The 25,366-nt window shown below is 70.8% G+C and carries 27 protein-coding genes; 24 read left to right on the top strand and 3 right to left on the bottom strand.

Annotation, left to right across the window (positions count from 1 at the left end):
- Nucleotides 1-65 precede the first annotated feature (65 nt).
- The 3 genes from H2Q94_RS28725 (at nt 66) to H2Q94_RS28715 (ending at nt 2,188) form a co-directional block, all read left to right on the top strand.
- The gene (locus H2Q94_RS28725; RefSeq protein ID WP_243790254.1) at nt 66-935 is read left to right on the top strand and encodes a sugar phosphate isomerase/epimerase family protein; all 870 of its coding nucleotides are present in this window, start codon (nt 66-68) and stop codon (nt 933-935) included.
- Between the two features lie 91 nt (nt 936-1,026).
- Nucleotides 1,027-1,815 (top strand): thioesterase family protein, encoded by a 789-nt coding sequence (locus tag H2Q94_RS28720; RefSeq protein ID WP_243790253.1) that lies wholly within the window; start codon nt 1,027-1,029, stop codon nt 1,813-1,815.
- 100 nt (nt 1,816-1,915) lie between these two features.
- Complete coding sequence (locus tag H2Q94_RS28715; RefSeq protein ID WP_243790252.1) at nt 1,916-2,188, top strand: hypothetical protein; 273 nt, start codon at nt 1,916-1,918, stop codon at nt 2,186-2,188.
- Between the two features lie 425 nt (nt 2,189-2,613).
- Here H2Q94_RS28715 and H2Q94_RS28710 read toward each other — a convergent pair whose 3' ends face one another.
- Nucleotides 2,614-4,236: a long-chain fatty acid--CoA ligase gene (locus H2Q94_RS28710; protein ID WP_243790251.1), complete on the bottom strand. Its 1,623-nt coding sequence runs from the start codon at nt 4,234-4,236 to the stop codon at nt 2,614-2,616.
- 129 nt (nt 4,237-4,365) lie between these two features.
- Here H2Q94_RS28710 and proC point away from each other — a divergent pair, with 129 nt between their 5' ends.
- The 5 genes from proC (at nt 4,366) to H2Q94_RS28685 (ending at nt 8,248) form a co-directional block, all read left to right on the top strand.
- Complete coding sequence (proC, locus tag H2Q94_RS28705; RefSeq protein ID WP_243790250.1) at nt 4,366-5,175, top strand: pyrroline-5-carboxylate reductase; 810 nt, start codon at nt 4,366-4,368, stop codon at nt 5,173-5,175.
- Nucleotides 5,176-5,381: 206 nt separating this feature from the next.
- Nucleotides 5,382-5,606 carry a helix-turn-helix domain-containing protein gene (locus tag H2Q94_RS28700; protein WP_243790249.1) on the top strand — a complete coding sequence of 75 codons (225 nt, stop codon included), beginning with the start codon at nt 5,382-5,384 and terminating at the stop codon, nt 5,604-5,606.
- Between the two features lie 235 nt (nt 5,607-5,841).
- On the top strand, nt 5,842-5,943 hold the full coding sequence (locus tag H2Q94_RS28695) for a 30S ribosomal protein bS22 (RefSeq protein ID WP_003402602.1): 102 nt from the start codon (nt 5,842-5,844) through the stop codon (nt 5,941-5,943).
- A gap of 307 nt (nt 5,944-6,250) precedes the next feature.
- Complete coding sequence (locus tag H2Q94_RS28690) at nt 6,251-7,285, top strand: NAD-dependent epimerase/dehydratase family protein (protein WP_243790248.1); 1,035 nt, start codon at nt 6,251-6,253, stop codon at nt 7,283-7,285.
- 12 nt (nt 7,286-7,297) lie between these two features.
- Complete coding sequence (locus H2Q94_RS28685) at nt 7,298-8,248, top strand: lysophospholipid acyltransferase family protein (RefSeq protein ID WP_243790247.1); 951 nt, start codon at nt 7,298-7,300, stop codon at nt 8,246-8,248.
- Between the two features lie 333 nt (nt 8,249-8,581).
- On the opposite strand, the gene H2Q94_RS28680 is transcribed toward H2Q94_RS28685, so the two are convergent.
- Complete coding sequence (locus tag H2Q94_RS28680; protein ID WP_243795970.1) at nt 8,582-9,481, bottom strand: HAD family hydrolase; 900 nt, start codon at nt 9,479-9,481, stop codon at nt 8,582-8,584.
- A gap of 359 nt (nt 9,482-9,840) precedes the next feature.
- Nucleotides 9,841-10,551, bottom strand: coding sequence for a sigma-70 family RNA polymerase sigma factor (locus H2Q94_RS28675; protein WP_243790246.1), 711 nt, complete (start codon nt 10,549-10,551; stop codon nt 9,841-9,843).
- A 276-nt stretch (nt 10,552-10,827) separates the two neighbouring features.
- On the opposite strand from H2Q94_RS28675, the gene H2Q94_RS28670 reads away from it, so the two are divergent.
- From H2Q94_RS28670 to H2Q94_RS28595, 16 genes are all read left to right on the top strand, one after another.
- Nucleotides 10,828-12,339 carry a class I adenylate-forming enzyme family protein gene (locus H2Q94_RS28670; protein WP_243790245.1) on the top strand — a complete coding sequence of 504 codons (1,512 nt, stop codon included), beginning with the start codon at nt 10,828-10,830 and terminating at the stop codon, nt 12,337-12,339.
- A gap of 97 nt (nt 12,340-12,436) precedes the next feature.
- Nucleotides 12,437-12,685 carry a glutaredoxin family protein gene (locus H2Q94_RS28665; RefSeq protein WP_243790244.1) on the top strand — a complete coding sequence of 83 codons (249 nt, stop codon included), beginning with the start codon at nt 12,437-12,439 and terminating at the stop codon, nt 12,683-12,685.
- Nucleotides 12,686-13,094: 409 nt separating this feature from the next.
- On the top strand, nt 13,095-13,955 hold the full coding sequence (locus H2Q94_RS28660; RefSeq protein WP_397545390.1) for a redox-sensing transcriptional repressor Rex: 861 nt from the start codon (nt 13,095-13,097) through the stop codon (nt 13,953-13,955).
- Entirely contained in the window at nt 13,952-15,361 is a 1,410-nt protein-coding gene (locus H2Q94_RS28655) for a glutamyl-tRNA reductase (RefSeq protein ID WP_243790243.1), read from the top strand. Before H2Q94_RS28660 ends, H2Q94_RS28655 begins: the two co-directional genes overlap by 4 nt.
- Nucleotides 15,358-16,296, top strand: coding sequence for a hydroxymethylbilane synthase (gene hemC / locus H2Q94_RS28650; protein ID WP_243790242.1), 939 nt, complete (start codon nt 15,358-15,360; stop codon nt 16,294-16,296). The genes H2Q94_RS28655 and hemC overlap by 4 nt, the downstream gene beginning before the upstream one ends.
- A 14-nt stretch (nt 16,297-16,310) precedes the next feature.
- Nucleotides 16,311-17,837: a bifunctional uroporphyrinogen-III C-methyltransferase/uroporphyrinogen-III synthase gene (locus tag H2Q94_RS28645; protein WP_243790241.1), complete on the top strand. Its 1,527-nt coding sequence runs from the start codon at nt 16,311-16,313 to the stop codon at nt 17,835-17,837.
- Nucleotides 17,838-18,007: 170 nt separating this feature from the next.
- Nucleotides 18,008-18,997 carry a porphobilinogen synthase gene (gene hemB, locus H2Q94_RS28640; protein ID WP_243790240.1) on the top strand — a complete coding sequence of 330 codons (990 nt, stop codon included), beginning with the start codon at nt 18,008-18,010 and terminating at the stop codon, nt 18,995-18,997.
- Nucleotides 18,994-19,593, top strand: a complete 600-nt coding sequence (locus H2Q94_RS28635) for a hypothetical protein (protein ID WP_243790239.1) — start codon at nt 18,994-18,996, stop codon at nt 19,591-19,593. The genes hemB and H2Q94_RS28635 overlap by 4 nt, the downstream gene beginning before the upstream one ends.
- A 65-nt stretch (nt 19,594-19,658) precedes the next feature.
- Nucleotides 19,659-20,354, top strand: a complete 696-nt coding sequence (locus tag H2Q94_RS28630) for a hypothetical protein (protein WP_243790238.1) — start codon at nt 19,659-19,661, stop codon at nt 20,352-20,354.
- Between the two features lie 69 nt (nt 20,355-20,423).
- The gene (locus H2Q94_RS28625) at nt 20,424-21,077 is read left to right on the top strand and encodes a hypothetical protein (protein ID WP_243790237.1); all 654 of its coding nucleotides are present in this window, start codon (nt 20,424-20,426) and stop codon (nt 21,075-21,077) included.
- Nucleotides 21,074-21,505: a hypothetical protein gene (locus H2Q94_RS28620; RefSeq protein ID WP_243790236.1), complete on the top strand. Its 432-nt coding sequence runs from the start codon at nt 21,074-21,076 to the stop codon at nt 21,503-21,505. The genes H2Q94_RS28625 and H2Q94_RS28620 overlap by 4 nt, the downstream gene beginning before the upstream one ends.
- On the top strand, nt 21,498-21,950 hold the full coding sequence (locus tag H2Q94_RS28615) for a hypothetical protein (RefSeq protein ID WP_243790235.1): 453 nt from the start codon (nt 21,498-21,500) through the stop codon (nt 21,948-21,950). Before H2Q94_RS28620 ends, H2Q94_RS28615 begins: the two co-directional genes overlap by 8 nt.
- Before the next feature lie 177 nt (nt 21,951-22,127).
- On the top strand, nt 22,128-22,493 hold the full coding sequence (locus tag H2Q94_RS28610; RefSeq protein ID WP_243790234.1) for a hypothetical protein: 366 nt from the start codon (nt 22,128-22,130) through the stop codon (nt 22,491-22,493).
- Nucleotides 22,494-22,709: 216 nt separating this feature from the next.
- On the top strand, nt 22,710-24,047 hold the full coding sequence (gene hemL, locus H2Q94_RS28605) for a glutamate-1-semialdehyde 2,1-aminomutase (protein WP_258718640.1): 1,338 nt from the start codon (nt 22,710-22,712) through the stop codon (nt 24,045-24,047).
- Complete coding sequence (locus H2Q94_RS28600; protein WP_243790233.1) at nt 24,044-24,679, top strand: histidine phosphatase family protein; 636 nt, start codon at nt 24,044-24,046, stop codon at nt 24,677-24,679. Before hemL ends, H2Q94_RS28600 begins: the two co-directional genes overlap by 4 nt.
- A complete protein-coding gene (locus H2Q94_RS28595) occupies nt 24,676-25,269 on the top strand; it encodes a TlpA family protein disulfide reductase (RefSeq protein ID WP_243790232.1) in 594 nt (197 codons plus the stop codon). The genes H2Q94_RS28600 and H2Q94_RS28595 overlap by 4 nt, the downstream gene beginning before the upstream one ends.
- Nucleotides 25,270-25,366: the final 97 nt, after the last annotated feature.

Raw genomic sequence — 25,366 nt, 5'->3', positions numbered from 1 at the left:
GCCGGGGTGACATCAGGTGGTGGGGCCGCGAAACGCTGGGGCAGGACATGACACCGCAACCGCATATGACGACCGAGGCGAGCCGCCCCGACATCCCGGTCGGGCTCTCCAGCGCGTCCGTGTGGCCGCAGCCCGCGCGGGCCGCGTTCGAGATGGCCGCCGACCTGGGCTTCGACGGGGTCGAGGTGATGGTCTGGGCGGACGCGGTGAGTCAGGACGTCGACGCGTTGCGCAGGCTCGCGCAGGAGCACGGGGTGCCGATCCTCGCGGTGCACGCGCCCTGCCTCCTGATCACGCAGCGGGTGTGGTCGCCGGAACCGGAGGAACGGCTGCGCCGCGCGGTGGTGGCCGCCGGCGACCTGGGCGCCTCGACGGTGGTGGTGCACCCGCCGTTCCGCTGGCAGCGCCGGTACGCCGAAGGTTTCGGTGAGCTGGTCGGCGAGCTGGAGGAGACCAGCGGCATCCGGGTCGCGGTGGAGAACATGTTTCCGATCCGCCCGCCGAACAGGCTGAACCGGTTGCGCGGCGGCCGGGCGGGCGGGTTGTCGGCGTTCACGCCCTCGCCGGATCCTACGGAGGTCGGTTACCGCAACTACACGCTGGACCTGTCGCACGCCGCGGCGGCGCACGTGGACGCGGTGGAGTTGTACAAGCGGATGCAGGACCGGCTCGCGCACGTCCATCTCGCGGACGGCACCGGAGCGCCTCGTGATGAACATCTCGTGCCGGGGCGCGGCACCCAGCCCTGCGCGCAGGTCTGCGAGCTGCTCGCCGCGGACGGTTTCGAGGGCTCGGTTGTACTCGAAGTGAACAGCAGGAAAGCGCGCAACCAGCAGGAACGTGCCGCGTTGCTGGCCGAGTCGCTGGTGTTCGCCCGCTTGCACCTGCAAGCTCCCGGTCGGCCGCGAGCCGGCGATCCCCGCACCGGGCCGTGATCAACTTCGAAACCGGGACGTAGGATCATGGCATGAGTACGATGCGCGCCTCGCTCGCTCATGAGCGACGCCGGCACTGCGCGGGTCGCGCGTGAACGACACCCCTTTCCTCGACACCCTCTCCGTCCGCCCGCTGGGAGACGGCACTTTCGTCGCCGATCTGCACCAGGACTGGGCCGTCGGCGACCGGCCGCACGGCGGTTATCTGCTGGCACTGCTCAGCCGTGCCGCCGTCGGTGAGACCGCACTGGATCCGTTGTCGGTCAGCGCCCAGTACCTGCGTTCGCCGAAGGTGGGGCCGGTGCTGCTGCGCACCGAGCGCCTCAAAGCAGGCCGGACGGTCACCGTCGTCCGGGCGGTGCTGGAGCAGGCCGGGCAGGTGTGCGTGGATTCCACGATCACCCTCGGCGAGGTTCCCGCCGAGCCGCCGACCTGGTCGGATCTGCCGGACATGCCGGTGAATCCGCCGCCGGACGCGGTCGACCTCGGTAGCGCCGACGCGGGCGGGCCGTACGGGCTGGCTCGGGCCTGCGACATGCGGCTGGATCCGCGCGGCGCCGGATTCCTGCGCGGCAGCACCAGTGAACCGCTGCGGCTGCGGATGTGGGCCAGACCCCACCAGGGGCAGCCGGACCTCATGTTCGGGCTCATCGCCGGGGATCTGACGATGCCCGTCACGTTCAACCTGGGCCGCTTCGGCTGGTCGCCGACGGTGCAGCTGACGGCGCTGCTGCGGGCTCGGCCCGCGAACGGCTGGCTCCGGCTCGTGGTGGAGTCCAAAGCGGTGCACGGGCAGTGGTTCGACGAGGACACGCTCGTCATCGACTCCACGGGCCGCCTGGTGTGCCAGGCACGCCAGCTCGCGCTGAGCGCGAAATGAGCCCGCGGGCAGGCCGTGCGCGGCCTGCCCGGTTCGGGCGGGCCGCGGGGTTAGGGTGGCGACTCCGGCCGAAGGACCGCCGACCTTAGGGAGATCAGCCGTGCCGACCGTGCGCATCCACCCCATCCAGCTCGACTTCAAGCACTCGGGCGGCGGACAGGTGTGCAACCTGTGCGGAGCACAGGAGAAGTGGGCCTCGGCGGCCCAGCCGACGGTGCAGGGCGCGGCCTACGACCGCGCACTGCACCTGGCGCACTTGGTCAACGAACACCTCGCCGACGTCCAGACCACCTTCTCCAACGCGGAACGCGGCAAGGAGAAGACGATCACCGACGGCGCCGAAGCCGAGCCCGCCGAGTCCCCAGCGGAGTGATCCACCGGGACGCCCGAAGAGCCGGGATCCCGGAGCTCGTCGACCGCACCAACAGCGGAACCAGAATCCTCGCGGCGAAGCCGTGCATTCAGCGGCGAAGCCCGCGAAGGGCGGGCGAAGCCCCGCCTGCCTCGCGGCCGGAGGCCGTGCCGTGCGGCGTAGCCGTGCTTTCAGCGGCGAAGTCCGCGAAGGGCGGGCGAAGCCCCGCCTGCCTCGCGGCCGGAGGCCGTGCCGTGCGGCGAAGCGTGCTTGTATGCGCGTCAGCGCATAGCCCACGTCGAGAAGCCGACCACCGGCGGGTTCTCAGCGGCCTTCTCGCGAGGACGGCTTTTTCCCTCGTGGCGGAGCCACTCGGGAAAAAGATCCCGCAGCGAGAAGGCCGCTGAGGTTCCGCTACCCGGCCACCTCAGGCGAACGAGCCGAGGTCACTCCACGTGCCGCAGTGCGAGCTCGCCGTCGGCGTGCTGTTTGCGGAGGCGCTTTTTGTCGTACTTGCCGACGCTCGTCTTCGGCGCCTCGTCGATGAACGTCCAGTGCTCCGGCAGCTGCCACTTCGCGACCCGGTCGGTCAGGAACGCGCGCAGCTCCGCCACGTCCACCTGCGCTCCTTCGTGCAGCACCACGGCGGCGAGCGGTCGCTCGTCCCACTTCGGGTCCGGCACGCCCACGACCATCGCCTCGGCCACGGCGGGGTGCGACACCAGGTGGTTCTCCAGTTCCACCGTGGAGATCCACTCGCCACCGGACTTGATCACGTCCTTGGCGCGGTCGGTGAGCCGCAGGAAGCCGTCCGCCGAGAGCGTGCCGACGTCCTCGGTGCGCAGCCAGCCGTCGCGGAACTTGTCGGGGTCGTCGTTGTTGTAGTACGAGGACGCGACCCAGGGGCCGCGCACCTCCAGCTCGCCGACGCTCTTGCCGTCCCACGGCAGTTCGTTGCCCGTGTCGTCGATCAGCCGTGCCTGCACGGCCGAGGACAACCGGCCCTGCGACTCCCGGTACGGCCACTGCTGTTCGCCGGTCGCCGAGCCGGGCGGCCGGGCGACGCTGCCCAGCGGTGAGGTCTCGGTCATGCCCCACGCGTGCAGCACGGGGATGCCGTAGCGCTCCTGGAAGGTCCGCATCAGCGACGGCGGGCACGCCGAGCCGCCCACCACGACCTCCCGCAGCGAGGAGATGTCCTGCGGGTTCTGGTCGAGGTGCTGCAGCAGGCCCTGCCAGATCGTCGGCACGGCCGCGGCCATCGTCGGGTGCAGCGTGCCGATCATCCGGGCCAGCGGTTCCGGCTGCAGGAACCGATCCGGCATGATCAGCGAGGCGCCGCTCATCAGCGCCGCGTACGGCAAGCCCCAGGACATCGCGTGGAACATCGGCACCACGGCCAGCCCGCGGTCGGCCTGCGCCAGCGCCATCCCGTCCGACATGCACACCTGCATGGAATGCAGCCAGATCGAGCGGTGCGAGTAGACGACGCCCTTCGGGTTGCCGGTGGTGCCGGAGGTGTAGCACATGGCCGCGGCGCTGTGTTCGTCCAGTTCGGGCCAGTCGAACGTCTCCGGGCGGCCGCGCAGCAGCTGCTCGTACTCGTGCACCTGAACGCCCTCGGGCGCTTGCAGCGACGCCGGGTCGCCGTTGACGACCACGTGCCGCACGGTGCTCAGCGTCGGGAGGATCTTCTGGAACAGCGGGATCAGGCTCGCGTCCACGACCACCACGTGGTCCTCGGCGTGGTCGGCGATGTAGGTGATCTGCTCCGGGAACAGCCGGATGTTCAGCGTGTGCAGCACCGCGCCCATCGACGGGGCCGCCTGGTAGATCTCCAGGTGCTCGGCGTTGTTCCACATGAACGTGGCGACCCGCTGGTCCCCGGTGACGCCGAGTTCGCGGAGCGCGTGCGCGAGCTGAGCCGCGCGGCGGCCGACTTCGGCGTAGCTGCGGCGGCGGGCCTGCTCCCCGGTCCACGTCGCCACTTCCGAAGCGCCGTGGGCGGTGCTGCCGTGTTCCAAGATCCTGGCGATCGACAGCGGGCCGTCGTGCATCGTGCTCAGCATCGGGATCGGTCCTCCAAATCCGCGCGCGCAGGCGCTCCATCAACGGCGGTGTCGTGGCTGCGGACACACTAACCGCGCAGGTGACGCCTGGGGAGGGTCCTGAGGGGACGTTCTGGCACCCTGATTCGCATGAACACCATTGCCGTGCTGGGCGCAGGAAAGATCGGCGAGTCCCTGCTGTCGGGGCTCCTGCACGCCGGGCGGAACCCGGCCGATCTGCTGTTCACCGAGCGCCATCCGGAGCGGGCCGCCGAACTCACCGCGAAGTACGGCATCGAGCACGTCGAGATCAGTGCCGCGGTACGCCGCGCGGACGTGCTGGTCGTGGCGGTCAAGCCGCAGGACATCGAGCCGCTGCTGGACGAGGTGGCGCCGCTGCTGGAGTCGGCGACGCTGGTGGTGTCGCTGTGCGCGGGACTGCCGACGAAGCTCTACGAGCGCCGTCTCGCCGCGGGCACGCCGGTGGTGCGGGTGATGCCGAACACGCCGATGGTCGTCGGTGAGGCGATGAGCGCCATCTCGGCCGGTTCGCGCGCCGACGAGAAGCACCTGGCGCTGGTGGAGGAGATGCTCAGCAGCGTCGGCCAGGTCGTCCGGGTCCCCGAGAAGCAGCAGGACGCGGTGACCGCGCTGTCCGGTTCCGGCCCCGCCTACTTCTTCTACCTGGTCGAGGCCATGATCGACGCCGGCATTCTGCTGGGCATCCCGCGAGCCACCGCGGCGGATTTGATCGTGCAGTCCGCCGTGGGCGCGGCGACCATGCTGCGCGACGGTTCGGAGGGGCACCCGGTGATGCTGCGCGAGGCCGTGACCTCGCCCGCGGGCACCACCATCGCCGGCATCCGGGAATTGGAGAAGCACGGCGTGCGAGCCGCCCTCATCGACGCGATCGAGGCCGCCAGGGACCGTTCCGTCGAGCTCGGCAGCGCCCACGACTGACTCCGGACCGGGTGGCCGAGGTTGGCTTCATCGGGCGGTTTCGAGATGTGGTGTAGGGGTCCTGACGGGCGGAAACTCCTGAAACCGGGACGTTCGTGCATCGCAGGATTCCCAGGCGTCCCGCTACTCTCGACAGAGCACGTGCGTGTGGAGTCCGTCGGAGGGGAAGCCGACGGCGCGTCACGTGTCTAAGGACTCGGTGAAGCATGTCTGCGAACTCGGAACCCACCCAGCAAGCACCCCCGCAGGTCGGGCAGGTGCAGTTCCTCACCGTGGCCGAAGTGGCCAGGTTGATGCGGGTGTCGAAGATGACCGTCTACCGGCTCGTGCACGCCGGTGATCTCCCAGCCGCACGGGTGGGACGTTCGTTCCGCGTGGCGGAGAACGACGTGCACAGCTACTTGGAGAACGCCTACTACAACGCGGGCTGAAGGGCCGCGTTCTGGCTTCATCGCGGGAAAATCGTCGTCCGCCTCCGGACGCGGCATCAGCCCGTCCGGGGGCTTCGGGCCGCCGTGACGGACCACGTCGTCAGGGCGTCACCGGTGGGCGGGTAGGCTGCGGGATCGGTCGTGCTTGATGCCGGTGCGCTCACCGGCGGTGCGCCACGGGGCCGCACCGGCACGAAATGACATTCGTACCAACGCCGACAGCGAAGGATTCCGCATGGGCTCGGTCATCAAGAAGCGCCGCAAGCGCATGTCCAAGAAGAAGCACCGCAAGCTTCTGCGCAGGACCCGCGTCCAGCGTCGTAAGTTGGGCAAGTAAGGGACTGCCGGACTCCGGCTCCGCCCCCGCGGTGCGAGACCAGAGTTTCGGGTCTCGCGCCTTCGCCGCCGCCGACCACTCGGGTCGGCGGCGGTTGCTTTCGTATCCCTTTCCAGGTGGTCGGGGCCGGTTCCGGTTGCCCGGACGGCGGTCCCCTGGTGGGGTGCACGAGGACCAGCCCGCGTTTCCTCGCGCGTAACCGGGGGCGTCGCCTGGGCTGAGTAGCATCGTGAAGAGAGCTCGTGTTTCGCTGTCGCCTTCGCGCAGCTGAAAGCGATCATCCTCCGGCCGGACACTCGGGAGAACCATGGTGCCGAACGTCGTGCTCGTGACGGGCGTCAGCAGTTTCCTGGGCGGGCACCTCGCGGCGCGGCTCGCCGCGAACCCCGAGATCGAACGCGTGCTGGGCGTGGACACCGCGCCGCCGCGACCCGATCTGCGCCGCCGGATGGGACGCACCGAGTTCGTTCGCGCCGACATCCGCAATCCGTTGATCTCCAAAGTGATCGCCGGCGCCGACGTGGACACCGTGGTGCACGCGGCCGTCAACTCGCAGTCCGGCCCCGAGGGGCGGGCGGCGATGAAGGAGCTCAACGTCATCGGCACCATGCAGCTGCTGGCGGCCTGCCAGAAGGCTCCGCAGCTGCGCCGCATGGTGATCAAGTCGACGACGGCCGTCTACGGTGCGAGCCCCCGCGACCCCGCCGTGTTCTCCGAGGACATGGAGCCGAAGGACCTGCCGTCCTCCGGCTACGCCAAGGACGCCGGGGAGATCGAGGGCTACGTGCGCGGGTTCGGCAGGCGGCGACCGGACGTGGACATCACCACGCTGCGCTTCACCCACCTCATCGGTCCGCGCATCGACGCCGACCTCACCCGGTACTTCGCGTTGCCGCTGGTGCCGACCGTGCTCGGCTACGACGCCCGGATGCAGCTGCTGCACTCCGAGGACGCGCTGGCCGTGCTGGAGAAGGCGACGACCCGAGCCCTGCCCGGCGTGTACAACGCGGGCGGCGACGGGGTGCTGATGCTCTCCCAGGCGATCCGGCGAGCCGGTCGGATGGCGGTCCCGGTGCCGCGGCTCGGGGTGCCGGCGATGAGCCGGTTCTTCCGCGGCGCGCGGCTCGTCGACTTCTCCCCGGAACAGATGCGGTTCCTGAACTTCGGCCGGGTCGTGGACACCACGAAGCTGCGCGAGAGCTTCGGGTTCACCCCGCGCTGGACCACGCAGCAGGCGTTCGACGACTTCGTGCGCGGACGCGACCTGCACCCGGTGATCGACCCTGACCGCGTCACGGCGTGGGAACGCGGCGTCGGTGACCTGCTCGCCCGACTGCGGTAATCAGGAGGCCAGATGGCGGACGCCCGAGTGATCCCGCTGCACCCGGCGGATCAGCGGACCGGTGGCGCGCGGCGCGGCCCGGCTCCGCTGCCCGATGCCGTCCCCGCGCCCGAGGACGGCGCCGGTGGCTGGGAGGACACCGTGGCCGATGCGCTGGCCTTCGCTCGCCGCAGGCTGCTCGGTGACTACAAGGTCGACGAGTTCGGCTTCGACGAGGACCTCACCGATCACCTCGTGGTGCCGCCGCTGCGGCCGCTGTACGAGAAGTGGTTCCGGGTGGAGACCATCGGGCTGGAGAACGTGCCCGAGTCCGGGGCGCTGGTGGTCGCGAACCATTCCGGGACGCTGCCCCTGGACGCGCTGATGACCACGGTGGCGCTGCGCGATCACCACGACCCGGGCAGGCATCTGCGGATGCTCGGTGCGGACCTGGTGTTCCGGTTGCCGATGGTCAGCTCCATCGCCCGCAAAGCCGGGCACACCCTCGCCTGCAATCCGGACGCGGAACGGCTGCTGCGGGCCGGTGAGCTGGTGGGCGTGTGGCCGGAGGGCTTCAAGGGCATCGGCAAGCCCTACCGCGACCGGTACAAGCTGCAGCGGTTCGGGCGCGGCGGTTTCGTCTCGGCCGCGATGCGCACCGGGGCGCCGATCGTGCCGTGCTCCATCGTCGGCGCCGAGGAGATCTACCCGAAGCTCGCGGACATCCGCCCGCTGGCCCGGCTGCTGGGTGTCCCGTACTTCCCGGTGACTCCGCTGTTCCCACACTTCGGCCCGCTGGGCATGGTCCCGCTGCCGTCCAAGTGGTACATCGAGTTCGGCGAACCGATCGAAACGGCCGCGTTCGACGAAGGCGCCGCGGACGACCCGATGGTCGTCTTCAGCCTCAGCGACCAGGTCCGAGAGATCATCCAGCAGACCCTCTACCGCCTCTTGGCCAACCGCCACAACGTCTTCCTCGGCTAGCCCCGCAAGACCCCACCCGACGTGACCGAGATCCACAGCGGCGCACCCCCGCTTTCGGCGGCGAAGCCCGCGAAGGGCGGGCGAAGCCCCGCCTGCCTTGCGGCCGAAGGCCGTGCCTTGCGGCGAAGCCGTGCCTTGCGGCCGAAGGCCGTGCCTGTATGTGCGAAGCACATAGCCCACGTCGAAAAAACGACCACCGGCGGGTTCTCAGTGAGTCTCTCGCGAGGACAGCTTTTTCCCTCGTGGCGGAGCCACTAGGGAAAAAGATCCCGCAGCGAGAGGCTCACTGAGGTTCCGCCACCCGACCACCCAAGCAAAACGAGCCAAGAAAAATCAAGAACGGTCCCGGCGGCGGTAGGCGAGCCCCGCTGCGATGGCTCCGGCGACCGCGCTCGCGCCGAGCATGGATTGCGCGCCGATGCGGGCCGCTTTGCGCCCGGTCCGGAAGTCGCGGATCTCCCACCCGCGCGACCGGGCGATGTCGCGCAACCGCTGGTCGGGGTTGACGGCCACCGCCGTTCCCACCGCCGACAGCATCGGCACGTCGTTCGCCGAGTCGGAGTAGGCGGTGCACCGGCGCAGGTCGAGCCCTTCGCTGGCGGCCAGCGCGCGCACGGCGTGCGCTTTCGCGCGGCCGTGCAGCATTTCGCCGACGAGCCTGCCGGTGTAGACGCCGTCGAGGTGTCCGGCGACGGTGCCCAACGCTCCGGTCAGGCCCAGCCGCCGGGCGATGATCTGCGCCAGTTCCACGGGGGTCGCGGTCACCAGCCACACCCGCTGCCCGGCGTCGAGGTGCATCTGCGCGAGCGCGCGGGTGCCGGCCCAGATGCGATCGGACATCAGCTCGTCGTAGATCTCTTCGCTGAGTTCAACTAGTTCGGCGACTTTGCGGCCTGCGACGAACGACAGCGCTTGTTCCCGGCTGGCCTGCACGTCGTCGGCGTTCTCCCGTCCGCCGACGCGGAATTTCAACTGCTGCCAGGCGAATCCGGCGAGGTCGGAGGCGGTGAAGAACTTGCGGGCCGCCATGCCGCGGGCGAAGTGGAACAGCGAGGCGCCCATCATCATCGTGTTGTCCACGTCGAAGAACGCCGCCGCGGTCAGGTCCGGCGGCGCGGTGAGCGAGCCGCCCGGCTCGGCCCCGGCGACGGCGGCTTCGGCGGAAGCCCGGCCCGCGACCTTCGCGCTGTCGAACGAACCTTCCGCCGGGTCCAGCGCGGATGGGCCGCGCACCTGGTGCAGACCGCTGTTCAGGGCATCTCCGGCAGGTGTCTCGTCGAGTTCGTGTTCCGTGTCGCCGCGGCCACGGTGCGCGCCGTGTTCAGGGACGTGGTGCTCTGGGCCGTCGTGGCCTGGGCCTTCGGCTGGGCCGGGCCGGCCCCTGCTTGTCGGCACCGCCGCGCCTCCCGGTCTTGCTCCGGCTGGATGAGTCCTTACTCGGTCGGTCCTGGGAGTTCCAGGGCCGCTGAGCGGGCCGTTTCCACTGGCGGCGACCCGGTTCAGCAGGCCTCCAGCTTAGAGGCTCCCTCTCGGCTCGTTGGCGCGGTCCACGCCGATCGGCCGGGACGGAACGTGATCGTGATCGCCGAGGTTCATCGAAGATCGTCCGGCAGCAGCTGGGCGAGCCGCCGCACCGCGCGGTGCTGGAGCGCTTTGATGGCGCCTTCGCCGCGGTGCATGCGCTGCGCGGTCTCGGTCACCGACAGGCCTTGCATGAAGCGGAGCTTGATGCATTCGCGCTGGTCAGCGTTGAGCTGTCGGATGCAGCGCAGCAGTTCCTGCTGGGTCGCGGCGTCGAGCACGTGCTGTTCCGGGCCGCATTGGGCCTGCGGCCGGTGCTGGGCGTCGGTGAGTTCGGGGATGGGCACTTCGAGCCGGGTGCGGCTGGATTTCACGTGGTCGAGAACGAGGTTCTTGGCGATCGTGATGAACCAGGCGGCGACGTCGCGGCCCTGGTAGCTGACGGTCGCGATGCGGCGCAGGGCGCGCAGGAAGGTCTCGCTGGTGATGTCCTCGGCGAGGCAGTGGTCGCTGACCCGGAACAGCACGTAGCGGTAGACGACGTGCGCGTACTCGTCGTAGAGCTTGCCGAAGGCGTCGTTGTCGCCGTTCTGCGCGGCGCTGACGTGCCGCCAGTTCGCGCCGGGCGCCGGTTCCTCCGTCGATGACTCGGGTTCCGGCCGTGCCTCGGCGGGTTCGGGCTGCCGGAGTGGCTGCGGGGCGGCCGCGGGCGGGCGGCCGGGGAGGTGCGCGTGCCGGTGGGCGGCCGAGTGGACCGGGGCGGGCAACGTGCTGGTGAGCATTGTCTCGACCGACCTCCTGCCGTGGTGGTGACCCGGTTGTGGCGTCTGTGGCCTGCGGATCACCGGGGGCGTGCTGGTCTGGTGCAACGGGATGTTCCGGACTGCGTCGCCGGAGCATACGTGTTGTTACTCATAAGTAGGTAGTGTCTGGGGGTCTCGGATTCATCGCGGTTGCCTTGACGGCCCACAGCACGGTTGGGTGATGTCGAACACCCTTTGCGACACTGCGAGGACGATTAGGACGGCTCCCGCAGGTACGGCGATGGAGGTACGCCCATGTCGACCGATGCGTGCCCGCCCCAGGTCACCGGCGCGTCCGGTGCCGCGACCCCCGATGCGAACCTGGCCGATCTCGTGCGGGGCGCCGCCGAACGCGGGCCGGACCATCCCGCGCTGATCGACATGGCCGGGCAGGAGATGAGCTGGTCCGAGCTGGACGCCGCCGTCACCGGCTACGGATGGCGGTTGCGCGACGAGGGCGTGCGTCCCGGCGACCGGGTGGCGCTCGCGCTGCCCACCGGTTTCGAGTTCTGCGTCGCGCTGTTCGCCGTGTTCCGGATCGGCGCCGTCGCCGTCCCCTTGCCGCCCTCCGCGCCGGGGCCGGAACTGCGCCGCGTCCTCGGCGACAGCGGCGCCCGGTTGCTGATCAGCGGTCGCGAATCGCAGCGCGCGGAGTCCGGCGTCACCGAGCTGGATCCGCCGACCGGCGCCGACCGGGCCGACCGCGCGCTGCCGCGAGTCTCCGCCGACCTCGCCGTGCTCTGCTACACCTCCGGCACCTCGGGGCCTGCGCGCGGCGCGATGCTGGAGCACTCCGCGCTGCTGGCGAACGTGCGCCAATGCGCGGGCCTGCGGCCGATGCCGGTCAACGCCGCGGATCGGGTGCTGCTGGCGTTGCCGATGTACCACGCGTTCGGTCTCGGGCCGGGCATGTTGCAGGTCGCGTTCGTCGGAGCCACCGCCGTGCTGCTGCCGCGATTCGACGCCGAGGAGGCGTTGACGACGATCGCGCGACACCGGGTGACCTGCGTCGTGGGAGTGCCGCCGATGTACCGCGCGTGGTTGCGCACGCCGCCGGATCGGCTGCGCGAGGGCATGGCCACCGTGCGGCTGCTGACCTCCGGGGCGGCCCCGCTGGGCGCCGACGTGGCGGCGGCGGTGCGCTCGGCGACGGGCCTGGACGTGTTCGAGGGTTACGGGCTCACCGAGACCGGCCCGGTGCTGACGACCACGCTCGCCGGGGAGCGGGCCAAACCGGGGTCGGTGGGCCGCGCGCTGCCCGGAGTGCAGCTGCGGCTGGTCGACGCCGACGGCTCGCCGATCGACGAGGCCGACGGCGACACCGGCCGGGTCGCGGTGCGCGGCGCGAACCTGTTCCGCGGCTACTGGCCGGACGCGGCGCACGGGCCGGACGCCGAGGGCTGGTTCCGCACCGGGGACGTCGGCTACTTCGACGCCGACGGCGATCTGCACCTGGTGGACCGGGCCACTGACCTGATCATCGTGAACGGGTTCAACGTGTTCCCCCGGGAGGTCGAGCTGGTGCTGGCCGAGCTCGCCGGGGTGCGCGAGTCGGCCGTGGTCGGCGTGCCGGACGAGGCGCAGGGCGAGGCGATCAAGGCCGTCGTCGTGGCCGAGCCGGACGCCGAGCTGACTCCCGAGGCGGTCCGCGCGCACTGCGCCGCCCGGCTGGCGAAGTTCAAAGTGCCCCGCGAGGTCGCGTTCGCCGGCCAGATCCCCCACTCGCCCACCGGCAAGATCGCCCGCCGAACGCTACGCACGGGGTGACGAGCACAAAACCGCAGGCACGCAGGCTGAGGGACGGGGGTCCGGGCGCCTCGCCGGGTCGGTACGTTGGAGCGAGGTCGGTTCGAGGAGGTCGGCAGTGTCGGAATCGGGGCGCGCGGTCACGTTGTTGGTGCGGGAGCAGTGCCACCTGTGCGAGGTGGCTCTCGCCGAGGTGCGCGAGGTGTGCGGTGAGCTGGACGTGCCTTGGTCGACCGAGGACGTGGACGCCGACCCGGAGCAGCGCGCGGAGTACGGCGACCGAGTGCCGGTGATCTTGGTGGACGGCGTCGAGCACGGTTACTGGAAGGTCGAACCCGATCGGCTTCGCGCGGCCCTGGCTCGCTGACCGTCCCGGCGGCGCCTGATTCCTCCGTCCGGGCGGGAGCGAGCGGCGTCCGTGGCATCCGGTCGGGCGGTGTCGTTGTACCGGTGTGTCGTTTCGCACCGACCTGCTGCTCGCAGGACCGCCGAGACCTGCGCGGACCTCTCCGGCCGACGCCGTTGCTCACCGAAGGCAACGCGCTGACCAGCCGTTTTGGTTGGAGCGGGGCGCATCGGACATCATGGTGGCGGGTGGTCGCGCGGTCGCTGGAGCGGGCGTGCACGGACTTTGTGCCTGTCTTCACAAATGGCTACGGTGGTCTCTGAGCCGTGTCATCGAAGTCAGCGGTTCGCACCCTGGTTCCACGCCGGTGCGCCGCTCGATGAGCGAGCGCGGCGGACGAGCATCACCAAGGCAGGTCAAGGGAGAGCCAGTGACGGCCCACGGAGAGGGCGAGCGGGACGAGGCCGGGCAGCCGGCGGACGTCCCGTCCGGGTCACCCGAATCGATCGCGGTCCCCGCCGCACGCGAGCGGGCGCGGGCAATTCCGGAGGCGGCCGTCGCCCGCCTGGCGGTGTACCTGCGAGTGCTGTCCGGCCTGGAGGAGGGTGACACCCGAACGGTGTCCAGCGAGGAACTCGCCGCCTTCGCCGGAGTGAACTCCGCGAAGTTGCGCAAGGACCTGTCTTACATCGGCTCGTACGGCACGCGCGGCGTGGGTTACGAGGTCGCGGTGCTGATCGGGCAGATCGAGCGGACGCTGGGGCTCACCAAGAAGCACCGCGTCGCCGTCGTCGGCATCGGTAACCTGGGGCACGCGCTCGCCAACTACGGCGGTTTCCTGAACCGCGGTTTCCCGGTGGCCGCGCTGTTCGACCTGGACCCGGATCTGCTGGACGTGCCGGTCGGCGGCATCCCGGTCAGCGCGGTCGACGACATCGTCGAAGTCTGCCGCGAGCGGGAAGTGACCATCGGCGTCATCGCCACCCCCGTCGAAGGGGCGCAGGAAGTCTGCGACCGCCTCGTCGAAGGCGGGGTCGTGTGCATCCTGAACTTCGCCCCGGTCGTGCTGCGGGTCCCCGAACACGTCGAGGTCCGCAAGGTGGACTTGGCGGTCGAGATGCAGATCTTGTCGTTCCACGTCGCTCGGCGGAATCAAGAGGCGGCCGTGGTGCCCGGCATGGCCGGCGACACCGCGGACGTCGGTCCGCCGGGCGGCCAGGTGAACGGCAACGGGAACTCGGATTCCGCGCTGGAGCGCGGTGATGTGGACGGGATGGTGGTTCGGCCGTGAACCTGCTCACCGTCGGGCTCTCCCATCGGAGCGCCCCGGTACGGGTGCTGGAGAGGGTCGCGATCGGCGCCGACGACGTCGACAAGATCCTCGGCGAGCTGCTCGGCCGGACGCACATCAGCGAGGCCTTCCTCGTCTCCACCTGTAATCGCGTCGAGGTGTACGCGGTCGCCGAGACCTTCCACGGCGGGCTGGGCGACGTGACGGAGGTGCTGGCCAGGCAGGCCGGTGCCGAGGTCTCCGAACTCGCCGACCACTTCTACGTGCACTACGCCGGTGCCGCCGTCGAGCACCTGTTCTCCGTCGCGGCCGGACTCGACTCGATGGTCGTGGGCGAGGCGCAGATCCTCGGCCAGCTGCGGCAGGCCTACGGCGTCGCCGACCAGGCCGGAACCGTGGGTCGCACGCTGCACGAGCTGGCGCAGCAGGCGCTGCGCGTCGGCAAGCGGGTGCACGCCGAGACCGAGATCGACGCCGCCGGAGCCTCCGTGGTCTCGGAGGCCCTGTCCGACGCCGAGGCCGTGCTGGGCGGCGTGGCCGGTCGGCGGGCGCTGCTGGTCGGTGCGGGTTCCATGGGCGGTTTAGCCGCCGCGCAGCTGCGCCGGGCCGGGATCGGTTCCGTCGCGATCGCGAACCGCACCGCCGCCAACGGAGCCCGGCTCGCCGAGTCGTTGCGCGCCGAGGGCATCGAGTCGAGCACCGTCGAACTGTCCGGGCTCAGCTCTGCGATCGCCGCCGCCGATCTGGTCGTGACCTGCACCGGCGCGGTCGGAGCGGTCGTCACCCAGGACGTCGTCGCCGAGGCGCTGCGGGACCGGCCCGCCACCGGGCAGCCGCTGCTGTTCTGCGACCTCGGCCTGCCGCGGGACACTGCGCCCGAGGTGGCCGAGCTGCCCGGCGTGGCCGTGGTGGACCTGGAGACGTTGCAGGCGCGGCTGACCGCGCAGCGCGGCGGAAGCGAATCCGAACGCGCCGCGTCGATCGTCGCCGACGAACTGCGCGGATACCTGGCCTCCCAGCGGTCCGCCGAGGTCACGCCGACGGTCACGGCGCTGCGCAAGCGCGCCGCCGAGGTCGTCGACGCCGAGCTCCTGCGACTGGACTCCCGGCTGCCCGAACTGGACGGCCCGGTGCGCGACGAGCTCACCCGCACGGTGCGCCGCGTGGTGGACAAGTTGCTGCACGCGCCGACCGTGAAGGTGAAGGAATTGGCATCCGTTCCCGGCGGCTCCGGTTACGCCGAGGCGCTGCGGGAACTCTTCGAATTGGACCCGCAGGCGCCCGCCGCGATCGGCACGCCCCGCTCGGCGGAGGACGTTCCGGTGACCGGCGCGCGTTCCGCGCAGGCGCTGCTGCGCGACTCGTCCGGCCAGGAGCCGGCTGAACAGGATGGTGAGGACCGGTGAACAAGACGCTGCGCATCGGCACCCGCGGTAGCGCGCTCGCGATGGCCCAGAGCGGCATGGTCGCCGAGCAGCTCGAGGCCGCGGGCTACCCGACCCAGCTCGTCGAGGTGTCGACGCCGGGTGACCGTTCGATGGCCCCGATCGCCGAGATCGGCATCGGTGTCTTCACCTCCGCGCTGCGCGAGGCCCTCGCCGACGGCGAGGTGGACGTCGCGGTGCACTCCTACAAAGATCTGCCGACCGAACAAGACCCCCGGCTCTCGCTGGCCGCGATCCCGGTCCGGGAGGACCCGCGGGACGCGCTGGTGGCGCGGGACGGTCTGACGCTCGGTGAACTGCCTCCGGGATCCCTCGTGGGAACCGGTTCGCCGCGCCGCGCCAGCCAGTTGGAGGCCCTCGGCCTCGGTCTGGAGGTGCGTGGCATTCGCGGCAACGTGGACACCCGCCTGCGCAAGGTGACCGACGGTGAGTTGGACGCCGTCGTGCTCGCACGCGCCGGGCTGGCCAGAGTCGGCCGGCTCGCGGTGATCACGGAATCGCTCGATCCACTCCAGATGCTGCCCGCGCCCGCTCAGGGTGCGCTGGCTGTGGAATGCCGCGTCGACGACGTGGACAACGAGCACCTGCTCCAGTCCGTTCTGGATGATCAGGCCAGCCGCGCCGCGGTGGCCGCCGAGCGCGCCATGTTGGCTGCGCTGGAGGCAGGCTGCAGTGCGCCGATCGGCGCGCTGGCCGAGGTGGTGGAGGACCTCGACGAGGACGGCAGCGTGGCACAGCGGCTGTCCGTTCGCGGGGTCATGGCGACCGACGAGAATCGTTTGGTGCGCGCCTCCGCCACTGGTGAGACGACCGCCGCAGAGCAGTTGGGCCTGGCCTTGGCCGCCGAGCTGCTCGATGCCAGGGACGCTTTGCTCAGCGGTCCCGGTAGTAGTTGATGGGGAGTGCCCTGATGACACGCAAGAGCCCAGGACGGATCGCATTCGTGGGCTCCGGCCCCGGTGATGCGGGACTGCTCACCGTTCGGGCGAGATACTTGCTCACCGCAGCTTCGCTGGTGGTGACCGATCCTGATGTGCCCGCCGACGTGGTCGCGCTGGCCGCCGACGGTGCCGAGGTGCGGCCCGCCGTGGGGGAACCCGCGGAGGTCGCGCAGAACTTGGCGGACGAGGCCGGTACCGGCCGTTCGGTGGTCCGCCTGGTCGCCGGTGACCCGCTGACCGTGGACGCCGTGGTCCGGGAGGTCCGCGAGGTCGCCCAGACCGGTGCGGCGTTCGACGTGGTGCCCGGTGTCTCGCCGGGCAGCGCGGTGCCCGCCTACGCGGGTGTCGCGCTCGGCGCCGGTCACACCGAGGTCGACGTGCGCGGCGAGGTGAACTGGGCGGCGCTGGCCACCGCACCGGGTTCGCTGGTGCTGCACACGACCGGCAGCCACCTCGCGGAGGCCGCTTCGGCGCTGATGGAGCACGGCGTGGCCGCGCAGACGCCGGTCGCCGTGACCTCGTCGGGAACCACGGTCTCGCAGCGCACGATCGACACCACGCTGGCCTCGCTGCCCGCCGACGCGGGCGAGTTGCAGGGGCAGCTGGTGGTGACGATCGGTTCGGTCACCGCCGAGCGGTCCGGGCTGTCCTGGTGGGAGTCCCGCGCGCTGTACGGCTGGAAGATCCTGGTGCCGCGCACCAAGGAGCAGGCCGGTTCGATGAGCGAGCGGCTCTGGTCGCACGGCGCCGTCTCGCACGAGGTGCCGACGATCTCGGTGGAGCCGCCCCGCAGCCCCGCGCAGATGGAGCGCGCGGTGAAGGGTCTCGTCGACGGCCGCTACCAGTGGGTCGTGTTCACCTCGACCAACGCGGTGCGCGCCGTGTGGGAGAAGTTCCGCGAGTTCGGGCTGGACGCCCGCGCGTTCTCCGGTGTGAAGATCGCCTGCGTGGGCGAGTCCACCGCGGAGAAGGTGCGCTCGTTCGGCATCACGCCGGAGCTGCTGCCCTCGGGCGACCAGTCCAGCGAGGGACTGCTGCAGGACTTCCCGCCGCACGACGACATCCTGGACCCGGTGGACCGGGTGCTGCTGCCGCGGGCGGACATCGCCACCGAAACGCTGGCCGCGGGCCTGCGGGAACGCGGCTGGGAGATCGACGACGTCACGGCCTACCGCACGGTGCGGGCCGCGCCGCCGCCGGCCGAGACCCGCGAGATGATCAAGACCGGTGGGTTCGACGCGGTGTGCTTCACCTCCTCGTCGACCGTGCGAAACCTGGTCGGCATCGCGGGCAAGCCGCACGCGCGGACCCTGGTGGCCTGCATCGGCCCGAACACGGCCGAGACCGCCAAGGAGTTCGGCCTGCGAGTGGACGTGCAGCCGGAACTGGCGCAGGTCCCCGCGCTGGTGGACGCGCTGGCCGAGCACGCCGCCCGGCTCCGCGCCGAGGGTGCGCTGCCGCCGCCGAAGAAGGCGAAGCGGGCACGCCGCAGCTGAGCCGCAGTGGCCCGGATCTCGTTCGCAACGGGGTCCGGGCCGCTCTCGTTCTCCGCCCTGGCAGGCTCACCAGGGGGGAGGAAACGGACATCCTCGGGTGTCCGAACGCAGATCAATCCGAGCGGGTGGCCGCCCGCGGTCGCCGCTCATCGCCGCGAGGGAGCTCGCCGATGTACCCGTCGCACCGCCCGCGCAGGCTGCGCCGCACCGCCGCCGTGCGCAGGCTGGTCTCCGAAACGAGCCTGGAGCCCCGGCACCTGGTGCTGCCGATGTTCGTGCGGGAGGGCTTGGCCGAGCCGGTCGAGATCAGCTCCATGCCGGGCGTCTTCCACCACACCCGTGACTCGCTGCGCCGCGCCGCGTCCGAAGCGGTCGCCGCCGGTGTGGGCGGGCTGATGCTGTTCGGCGTGCCCGCCGAGCACGACGCGACGGGTTCGGGCGCGGTCGATCCCGACGGCATCCTCAACGCGGGCCTGCGCGACCTGGCCGCCGAGGTCGGGGACGCGACGGTGCTGATGGCCGACACCTGCCTGGACGAGTTCACCGATCACGGCCACTGCGGCGTGCTCGACGAGAACGGCGTCGTGGACAACGACCGCACCCTGCAGATCTACGGCGAGATGGCGGTGGCGCAGGCCGACGCGGGCGCCCACGTGATCTCGCCCAGCGGGATGATGGACGGCCAGGTCGGCGTGATCCGGGAATCGCTGGACGTGACCGGTTTCGAGGACACCTCGATCCTCGCCTACTCCGCGAAGTTCGCCTCCGCGTTCTACGGGCCGTTCCGGGAGGCCGTCGACTCGCAGCTGTCCGGCGACCGCAACACCTACCAGCAGGATCCGGGCAACGGCCGGGAAGGCCTGCGGGAGGCGGACCTGGACCTGGCCGAGGGCGCGGACATGGTGATGGTGAAGCCCGCGATGTCCTACCTGGACGTGCTGCGGGACGTGGCCGGCCTGTCCGACGTGCCGGTGGCCGCCTACCAGGTGTCCGGCGAGTACTCGATGATCGAGGCCGCGGTGGCGCGCGGCTGGCTGGACCGGCGCCGCACCGTGCAGGAGTCGTTGACGTCGATCCGCCGGGCGGGCGCGGACATCGTGCTCACCTACTGGGCGACCGAGGCCGCCCAGTGGTACCGGGAGAGCTTGGGGATCAAGTGACGGCGCCGCAGAATCCCGACCGCGTCGGTGGATCCGACTCCGGCCCGGCGGCGGATCGGCCCGCCCTGCCGCGGCTGCTGAACGTGGCGCGGTGGTTGTGGATCGCCGCCGCGCTGCTCGGCCTGGTACGGGCCTACGTGCAGCTCAGCGACCGGAAGCAGCTGTCGACCGATCTGCGGGCGGCGCTGCCGGACCTGTCGCAGACGCAGCTCGACGACGAGATCAACGGGTTGATCATGTTCAACCTGCTGTACCTGTTGGCGCTGCTGGCGCTGTACATCTCGTTGACCACGCGCATGACGCAGGGCAAGAACTGGGCTCGGGTCGTGCTGACCGTGTTCGGCGGCTTCGGAGCGTTCGGCACGCTGGGCACGCTGCTGCTGATGTCCCAGCTGGGGCAGGCGGAGCTGATGCGGCTGACCCAGGTGCGCGTCGATCCCTCGGATCTGGTGTTCGGCGCGCTGGTGACGGCGGTCGAGGTGGCGGCGTTGGTGCTGATGTTCCTGCCGGAGTCGAACCGGTTCTTCCGGGAGTTCAAGCGGCCCCGGCCACCGCAGCCCTACGTGGCGCCCGGCGGCGATCCCTTCGCCCGCTGACCGGGTCGTGGCCGGCCGGAGTTCGTGGCGGCGTCGGTCGCTTCACGTGATCTAACCTCGATGGTGTGACAGCCTCGCAGGATCCGGAAGCCCGATCGCCGCAACCCGATTCGGCGGGGGAGCTGCTCGGCTCCCGCCCCGCCGACGGCGCCGAATATCGGCTGCCGGACGCGGCGGTCTCCGGCGGCAGGCTCACCGATGTTCCGCGGGCGCCGAGCGCTCCGGCCGCCGAACCGACGACCGGGCCGCCGCCGTCGCCGCGACCGATCGCGTTCGCCGGCTCCGCCGGGCAGGTGTGGGTCGAGCGGTCCACGGCGGGCCGTCCCCGCGCGGTGACCATCGCCTGCGCGCTCGGGGTGGCCGATGTGGTGATCGCGTTCGTGATGCTCGGCACCCGGCTGATCACCACCGACGACCTGATCCTGCAAGCGCTGGGGCAGGCCGACTCGTTCCTGCCGAACGACGGTGACATCAGTGGCGTGTACTACGGCGTGACCACCGGCCTGATCGCCCTGTACGTGCTGCTGGCGGCGGTGTGGGGACTGCTGGTGCTGTTCATGGGGCGCGGCCGGAACTGGGCGCGGGCGGCGCTCACGATCGTCGCGTTCGTGTGGGCGGTGTCGACGTTGCTGTCGCTGGTGGGCACCCGCTCGCACGGTCAGCTGCTGACCTCGCTGGAGGTCGTGCAGGCGCTGAGCCTGGTGGCGACCCTGGTGTGCATGCACGTGACGTCCACTCGGGACTACTTCAGCGGCCACTGATGGGCGCGGCCGGGTTCGTTTCGGCGAAGCCGGTGGACAGCGGTCTCGCCGGATTTCTACTGTTCTGGGGTGACGTCACCGCAAGACCCTTGGCAGCAGGGCGGATACCAGCCGCCGTACCCGTCGGCTCCGCAACCGCCGCCCCATCCGGGCGGGTTCCCGCCCGCCGGATACCCGCCGCGGCATCCCGGCGATTTCGCGGAGGCACCGCGGCGGCCGGTGGCGGTGGAATGCGCGTTCTGGCTCGCGGTCGTCGTTCCACTGCTGGTGACGGTGCTGTACGCGCTGAATTCGATGCGCACGCAGAGCTTCCTGACCGGCACGGTCGGCTCGCCCGGTGCGGACTCCGCGCAGAACCAGGAGGTCGTCGGGCTGATGGCCGGGATCTCCTTCGCGGTCTTCCTGTTCGTCGTGGTGCTCGAGATCGTGCTGACCGCGCTGTGGATCACGTTCGGCTTCAAGCTCCGGGCCGGGCGCAATTGGGCGCGGGTGGTGCTCACCGTGTTCGCCGCCGTCTGGGCGGCTTACTCGATCGGCGGGTTGATCACCGGTGAGCCGGGCCTGACGGACGCGCTCGCCGCGGATGTGCAGACCCCGGCGAGCATCGTCGCCCTCGGCTACGCGCAGAGCGCCCTGGGCCTGGTGGCGATGGTGGCGTTCCTGGTGCTGGTGTACTTGCCCGCGTCGAACCGGTACTTCCAGGCATCGAGGTTCTCAAGGTGAGCGAATCCGCCGTACCGCCCCGCTCGTTGCACGTCGCGATCGGGCTCTGGGCCGCGCTGGCGGCGTTCCTGCTGGTGCAGACGGTGTTCTCCTGGGTGGACCGGGCCGAGTTGGAGCGGCAGATCGTGGTCAACCACGTCGCCGCTCCCGACCAGGCCGGGGCCGTGACGCTGGACAGGCTGCTGCTCAACACCGCGCTCGCCGTGGTTTTCGCCGCCGGGTACGTCGGGGCGGGGGTGCTGCTCCGCAAGCGCAGACCGTGGGCCAGGATCGGGGTCTGCGTGTTGTTCGCGGTTCAGCTCGTGATCGTGCTCGGCGGGTTCTCGTTCTCCATGGCCAACCTGATCGTGCTGGTCCTCGGCGGCGCCGCGGCCTGGTGCAGTTGGACGACGTCCAGTACGGAATGGGTGACCGGCGAGCATGAATGAAGCCGAGACCGGACCGGTGCTCTACGCCGAACCCGGCTCGACCTGGTGGCCGGTGCTGTGGGGTCCGGGGTTCGCGCTGATCGGACTGATCGTTGAGCTCGCCACGCCCGCGGGCGGGGTGAACCTCCCGGTGTGGATCCTGCTGGCGGGCGTGCTCGCGGCGGCGACGGTGCTGTGGGTGTACGCCCGGCGCCGAGCGCTCGCGGTGCAGCTGACGCCGTCCGTGCTGAGCGTCGGCGGTGAGGAGCTGGAGCTGACCCGGATCGCGGCGATCACCGATGTCGGGGCGCCGATGGGCGCGCGGGTGCTCGGCGGCGGCTTCACCCCGCCGAAGGGCACCGGCGAGATCCCGCTGCGCTTATCCGACGACAAGGTCGTCCTGGCCTGGGCGAAGGACCCGGCGACCCTGATCGACGAACTCCGCCCGCTGCTCTCGGAGAGCTGACGCCACCGGAGTCGGCCCGCGCCCCGTCTCGGCCAGGCGGGGTGACTGCCTCCGACCGGCCTTTCACCTGATGGGCAAGGTGAGGTGAATACCTCCTTTCGCCGATGGGATCGCGCGAAGGGGACGTTGAGCTCAGGTCGTGGTCTGGGGTGGCGAGGTGCGTGAGACGCTGCCGGGGTGACGTTCCCGGAACCGTGGTCCGCTGACGGGCCGATGCTCAGCGAGAACACCGCGGACGCGGTCGAACCGCGCGCCGGACTGGCCCAGCCGTGGCGGGCGATGGTCGCGGCGGCCGAACTCGTGTTCGTAGCGGCCCTCGTCGTGGCCGCTTGGTGGTGCTGGGACAGGTCGCAGCTGGCCGTCGAGGTGTCCGGCGCCACCGGCGGGCCGATGCACTCGGTCCGGATCTTCGGGGACTGGGCGGCTCTCGGCATCGCCGCCCCGACCTTGGCGGCGGTGCTGTTCGTGGACGCGATGCGCCAGCTCATGCTCGCCTGGGCGGTCCGCCGCACCCGCACGGCGCGCCGCGAACCCAGCAGCTGACCGGTTCCGTCTGTTGGCCTCCCTCGCCCGGTCCCACCGGTCGAACGGGCCATCGACCTGGTGCGGCCGGTGCGATCAACGCCCCTTTGACCTGGCGCGGCCGGCGTGGTCAATGCCCCATTCGACCCGGTGGTACCGGGCGAAGTGGCCGCTGACCTCGGGACACCTTCAGAGGGTGGGGCGGGTCACCTCATCCGGCCTGGCAGACTGGCGGGCGTGACAGCCGAAACTCCTGGCAACACGAGTCCGAAGTCCACTGCGCGGTCGGCGGAGCTGTTCGAGCGAGCGCTCACCGTGACACCCGGGGGTGTCAACTCGCCGGTGCGGGCCTTCAAATCCGTCGGCGGCACGCCGCGGTTCATGGTCCGCGCGCAGGGCGCCTACCTGTGGGACGCCGACGGCAACGAGTACGTGGACCTCGTTTCCTCCTGGGGGCCGATGGTCAACGGCCATGCGCATCCGGACGTGGTGCAGGCGGTGCGGGAGGCGGCCGTCGACGGCCTGTCGTTCGGCACGCCCGGAATCGGTGAGATCGACCTCGCGGCGGAGATCATCCGCCGGGTGGAGCCGGTGCAGCAGGTTCGGCTGGTCAACTCGGGTACCGAGGCGACGATGAGCGCGGTGCGCCTCGCCCGCGCGTTCACCGGCCGCACCAAGATCATCAAGTTCGCCGGCTGCTACCACGGGCACGTCGACTCGCTGCTGGCCGGAGCCGGTTCCGGCGTGGTCACGCTGGGCCTGCCGACGAGCCCCGGCGTGACCGGCGCGCAGGCCGCGGACACCGTGGTGCTGCCCTACAACGACATCGACGCCGTACGCGCGGCCTTCGCCGAGTTCGGTGACGAGATCGCCTGCGTGATCACCGAGGCGGCGGCGGGCAACATGGGCGCGGTCGCCCCGCAGCCCGGTTTCAACGCCGCGCTGCGCGAGATCACCCGCTCCGCCGGTTCCCTGCTGATCATGGACGAGGTGATGACCGGGTTCCGCGTCTCCGCCGCGGGCTGGTTCGGCCTGGACGGCGTCGCCGGGGACCTCTACACCTTCGGCAAGGTCATGTCCGGCGGTCTGCCCGCGGCCGCCTTCGGCGGTCGCGCCGACGTGATGGAGCTGCTCGCCCCGTCCGGGCCGGTGTACCAAGCGGGCACCCTCGCCGGGAACCCGGTCGCCGTGGCGGCCGGACTCGCGAACCTGCGCGCGGCGGACGCGACCGCCTACGAGGCGCTGGACCGCAACGCGGCCCGCCTCGGCGACCTGCTCGGCTCCGCGCTGACGACGGCGGGCGTGGCCCACCAGGTGGCGTTCGCGGGCAACCTGGTCAGCGTCTTCTTCACCGAGTCCCCGGTGACGAACTTCGAGCAGGCGCAGGCCCAGCAGGCGTGGCGCTTCCCGGCGTTGTTCAACGCCTTCCTGGAACGCGGCGTGTACCCGCCGCCGAGCGCGTTCGAGTCCTGGTTCGTGAACTCGGCGATGGACGAGGCGGCGTTCGAGCGGATCGCGGAGGCGGCGCCGCACGCGGCCGCGGCCGCCGCCGCGGCTGAGGAGCCCACGGCATGAGCGGGACGAAGACGATCGTGCACTTCATGCGCCACGGCGAGGTGCACAACCCGGAGCGGATCCTCTACGGACGGCTGCCCGGCTACGGGCTCTCCGATCAGGGCGCGGCGCAGGCGAAGCTCGTCGCGGAGTTCCTGGCGGGCCGCGACGTGCAGCACGTCGTCGCCTCCCCGCTGCAGCGGGCGCAGGAGACCGCCAAGCCGATCGGCGGCGTCTTCGCGCTGGACGTGGACACCGACGACCGGCTGATCGAGTCGGAGAACCAGTTCGAAGGTCTCCGGGTGTCGGTGGGCGACGGAGCGCTGCGCTCGCCGCAGCACTGGTCGAAGTTGCGCAACCCCTTCCTGCCGTCCTGGGGCGAGCCGTACGTGCAGATCGCGCACCGCATGTTCGCCGCCGCCCAGCGCGCCCGCTCCGCAGCCGAGGGGCACGAGGCGGTGTGCGTGTCCCACCAGCTGCCGATCTGGACGTTGCGCAGGTTCGTCGAGGGCAAGCGGATGTGGCACGACCCGCGCAGCAGGCAGTGCTCGCTGGCCTCGGTGACCAGCCTGGTGTTCCGGGACGAGCAGCTGGTGCGCGTCGCTTACGTCGAGCCGGCCGGCGAGACCGATCCTCGGGTGACCGGGGCATGAGGAGCCTGCTGACCAGGGCCGCGCTGGCGGTGGCGACGGTGAGTCTGCTCGGTGGCTGCGCCACGGCGGGAAAGGACGCCGTGGAGCAGGGCAGCGAGTTCACGTTCGTCTCGCCGGGCGGGCAGACCCGCATCTTCTACCCCGAAGCGGAACGGCAGCACCTCACCAAGCTGGGCGGGGAAAGCCTGTTGGAAGAGGGCAAACGAATCGGTTTGCAGGACTTCCCCGGCGAGGTCGTGGTGGTGAATCTGTGGGGTTCCTGGTGCGGTCCTTGTCGCGCGGAGGCCGATGATCTGCAGGCCGTCCAGGACAAGGCGGGGCCGCAAGGCGTTCAGGTGCTCGGCATCGACGTGCGCGACAGTCGTTCGGCGGCGATGGATTTCCATCGGGATCGCGGGTTGAGCTACCCGTCGATTTTTGACCCGTCGGGTCGTTCGCTGTTGGCGCTGAAGCAATATCCGCGGAGTGCGGTGCCGTCCACCATCATTCTGGATCGGCACCATCGCGTGGCCGCGGTTTTCCTCACGGAAATGCTGGAGAGCGAACTTCTTCCGGAAGTGCAGAAGATCGCCTCGGAACCCGCCTCCTGACGGGTTTCGGCGGTCGAATTCCGCGGGTTGCGCTTTCGTGCGGTGACCGTTTCGTCGAGCGGTGGCCCGGCTTGAGCGGTCAGCGGCGCGGGAGGGC

The sequence above is a fragment of the Saccharopolyspora gloriosae genome (assembly GCF_022828475.1).
In the GTDB taxonomy this organism is placed as follows: Bacteria; Actinomycetota; Actinomycetes; order Mycobacteriales; family Pseudonocardiaceae; genus Saccharopolyspora_C; species Saccharopolyspora_C gloriosae_A.
This window is presented reverse-complemented; position numbering and strand designations above follow the sequence as displayed.

Excerpts from the sequence above, each read along its gene's own strand:
- H2Q94_RS28725 (WP_243790254.1), top strand. The coding sequence starts at position 66 with ATGACGACCGAGGCGAGCCGCCCCGACATCCCGGTCGGGCTCTCCAGC.
- H2Q94_RS28710 (WP_243790251.1), bottom strand. The coding sequence starts at position 4,236 with ATGCTGAGCACGATGCACGACGGCCCGCTGTCGATCGCCAGGATCTTG.
- proC (WP_243790250.1), top strand. The coding sequence starts at position 4,366 with ATGAACACCATTGCCGTGCTGGGCGCAGGAAAGATCGGCGAGTCCCTG.
- H2Q94_RS28700 (WP_243790249.1), top strand. The coding sequence starts at position 5,382 with ATGTCTGCGAACTCGGAACCCACCCAGCAAGCACCCCCGCAGGTCGGG.
- H2Q94_RS28695 (WP_003402602.1), top strand. The coding sequence starts at position 5,842 with ATGGGCTCGGTCATCAAGAAGCGCCGCAAGCGCATGTCCAAGAAGAAG.
- H2Q94_RS28690 (WP_243790248.1), top strand. The coding sequence starts at position 6,251 with ATGGTGCCGAACGTCGTGCTCGTGACGGGCGTCAGCAGTTTCCTGGGC.
- H2Q94_RS28685 (WP_243790247.1), top strand. The coding sequence starts at position 7,298 with ATGGCGGACGCCCGAGTGATCCCGCTGCACCCGGCGGATCAGCGGACC.
- H2Q94_RS28675 (WP_243790246.1), bottom strand. The coding sequence starts at position 10,551 with ATGCTCACCAGCACGTTGCCCGCCCCGGTCCACTCGGCCGCCCACCGG.
- H2Q94_RS28670 (WP_243790245.1), top strand. The coding sequence starts at position 10,828 with ATGTCGACCGATGCGTGCCCGCCCCAGGTCACCGGCGCGTCCGGTGCC.
- H2Q94_RS28645 (WP_243790241.1), top strand. The coding sequence starts at position 16,311 with ATGACACGCAAGAGCCCAGGACGGATCGCATTCGTGGGCTCCGGCCCC.
- hemB (WP_243790240.1), top strand. The coding sequence starts at position 18,008 with ATGTACCCGTCGCACCGCCCGCGCAGGCTGCGCCGCACCGCCGCCGTG.
- H2Q94_RS28615 (WP_243790235.1), top strand. The coding sequence starts at position 21,498 with ATGAATGAAGCCGAGACCGGACCGGTGCTCTACGCCGAACCCGGCTCG.
- H2Q94_RS28600 (WP_243790233.1), top strand. The coding sequence starts at position 24,044 with ATGAGCGGGACGAAGACGATCGTGCACTTCATGCGCCACGGCGAGGTG.
- H2Q94_RS28595 (WP_243790232.1), top strand. The coding sequence starts at position 24,676 with ATGAGGAGCCTGCTGACCAGGGCCGCGCTGGCGGTGGCGACGGTGAGT.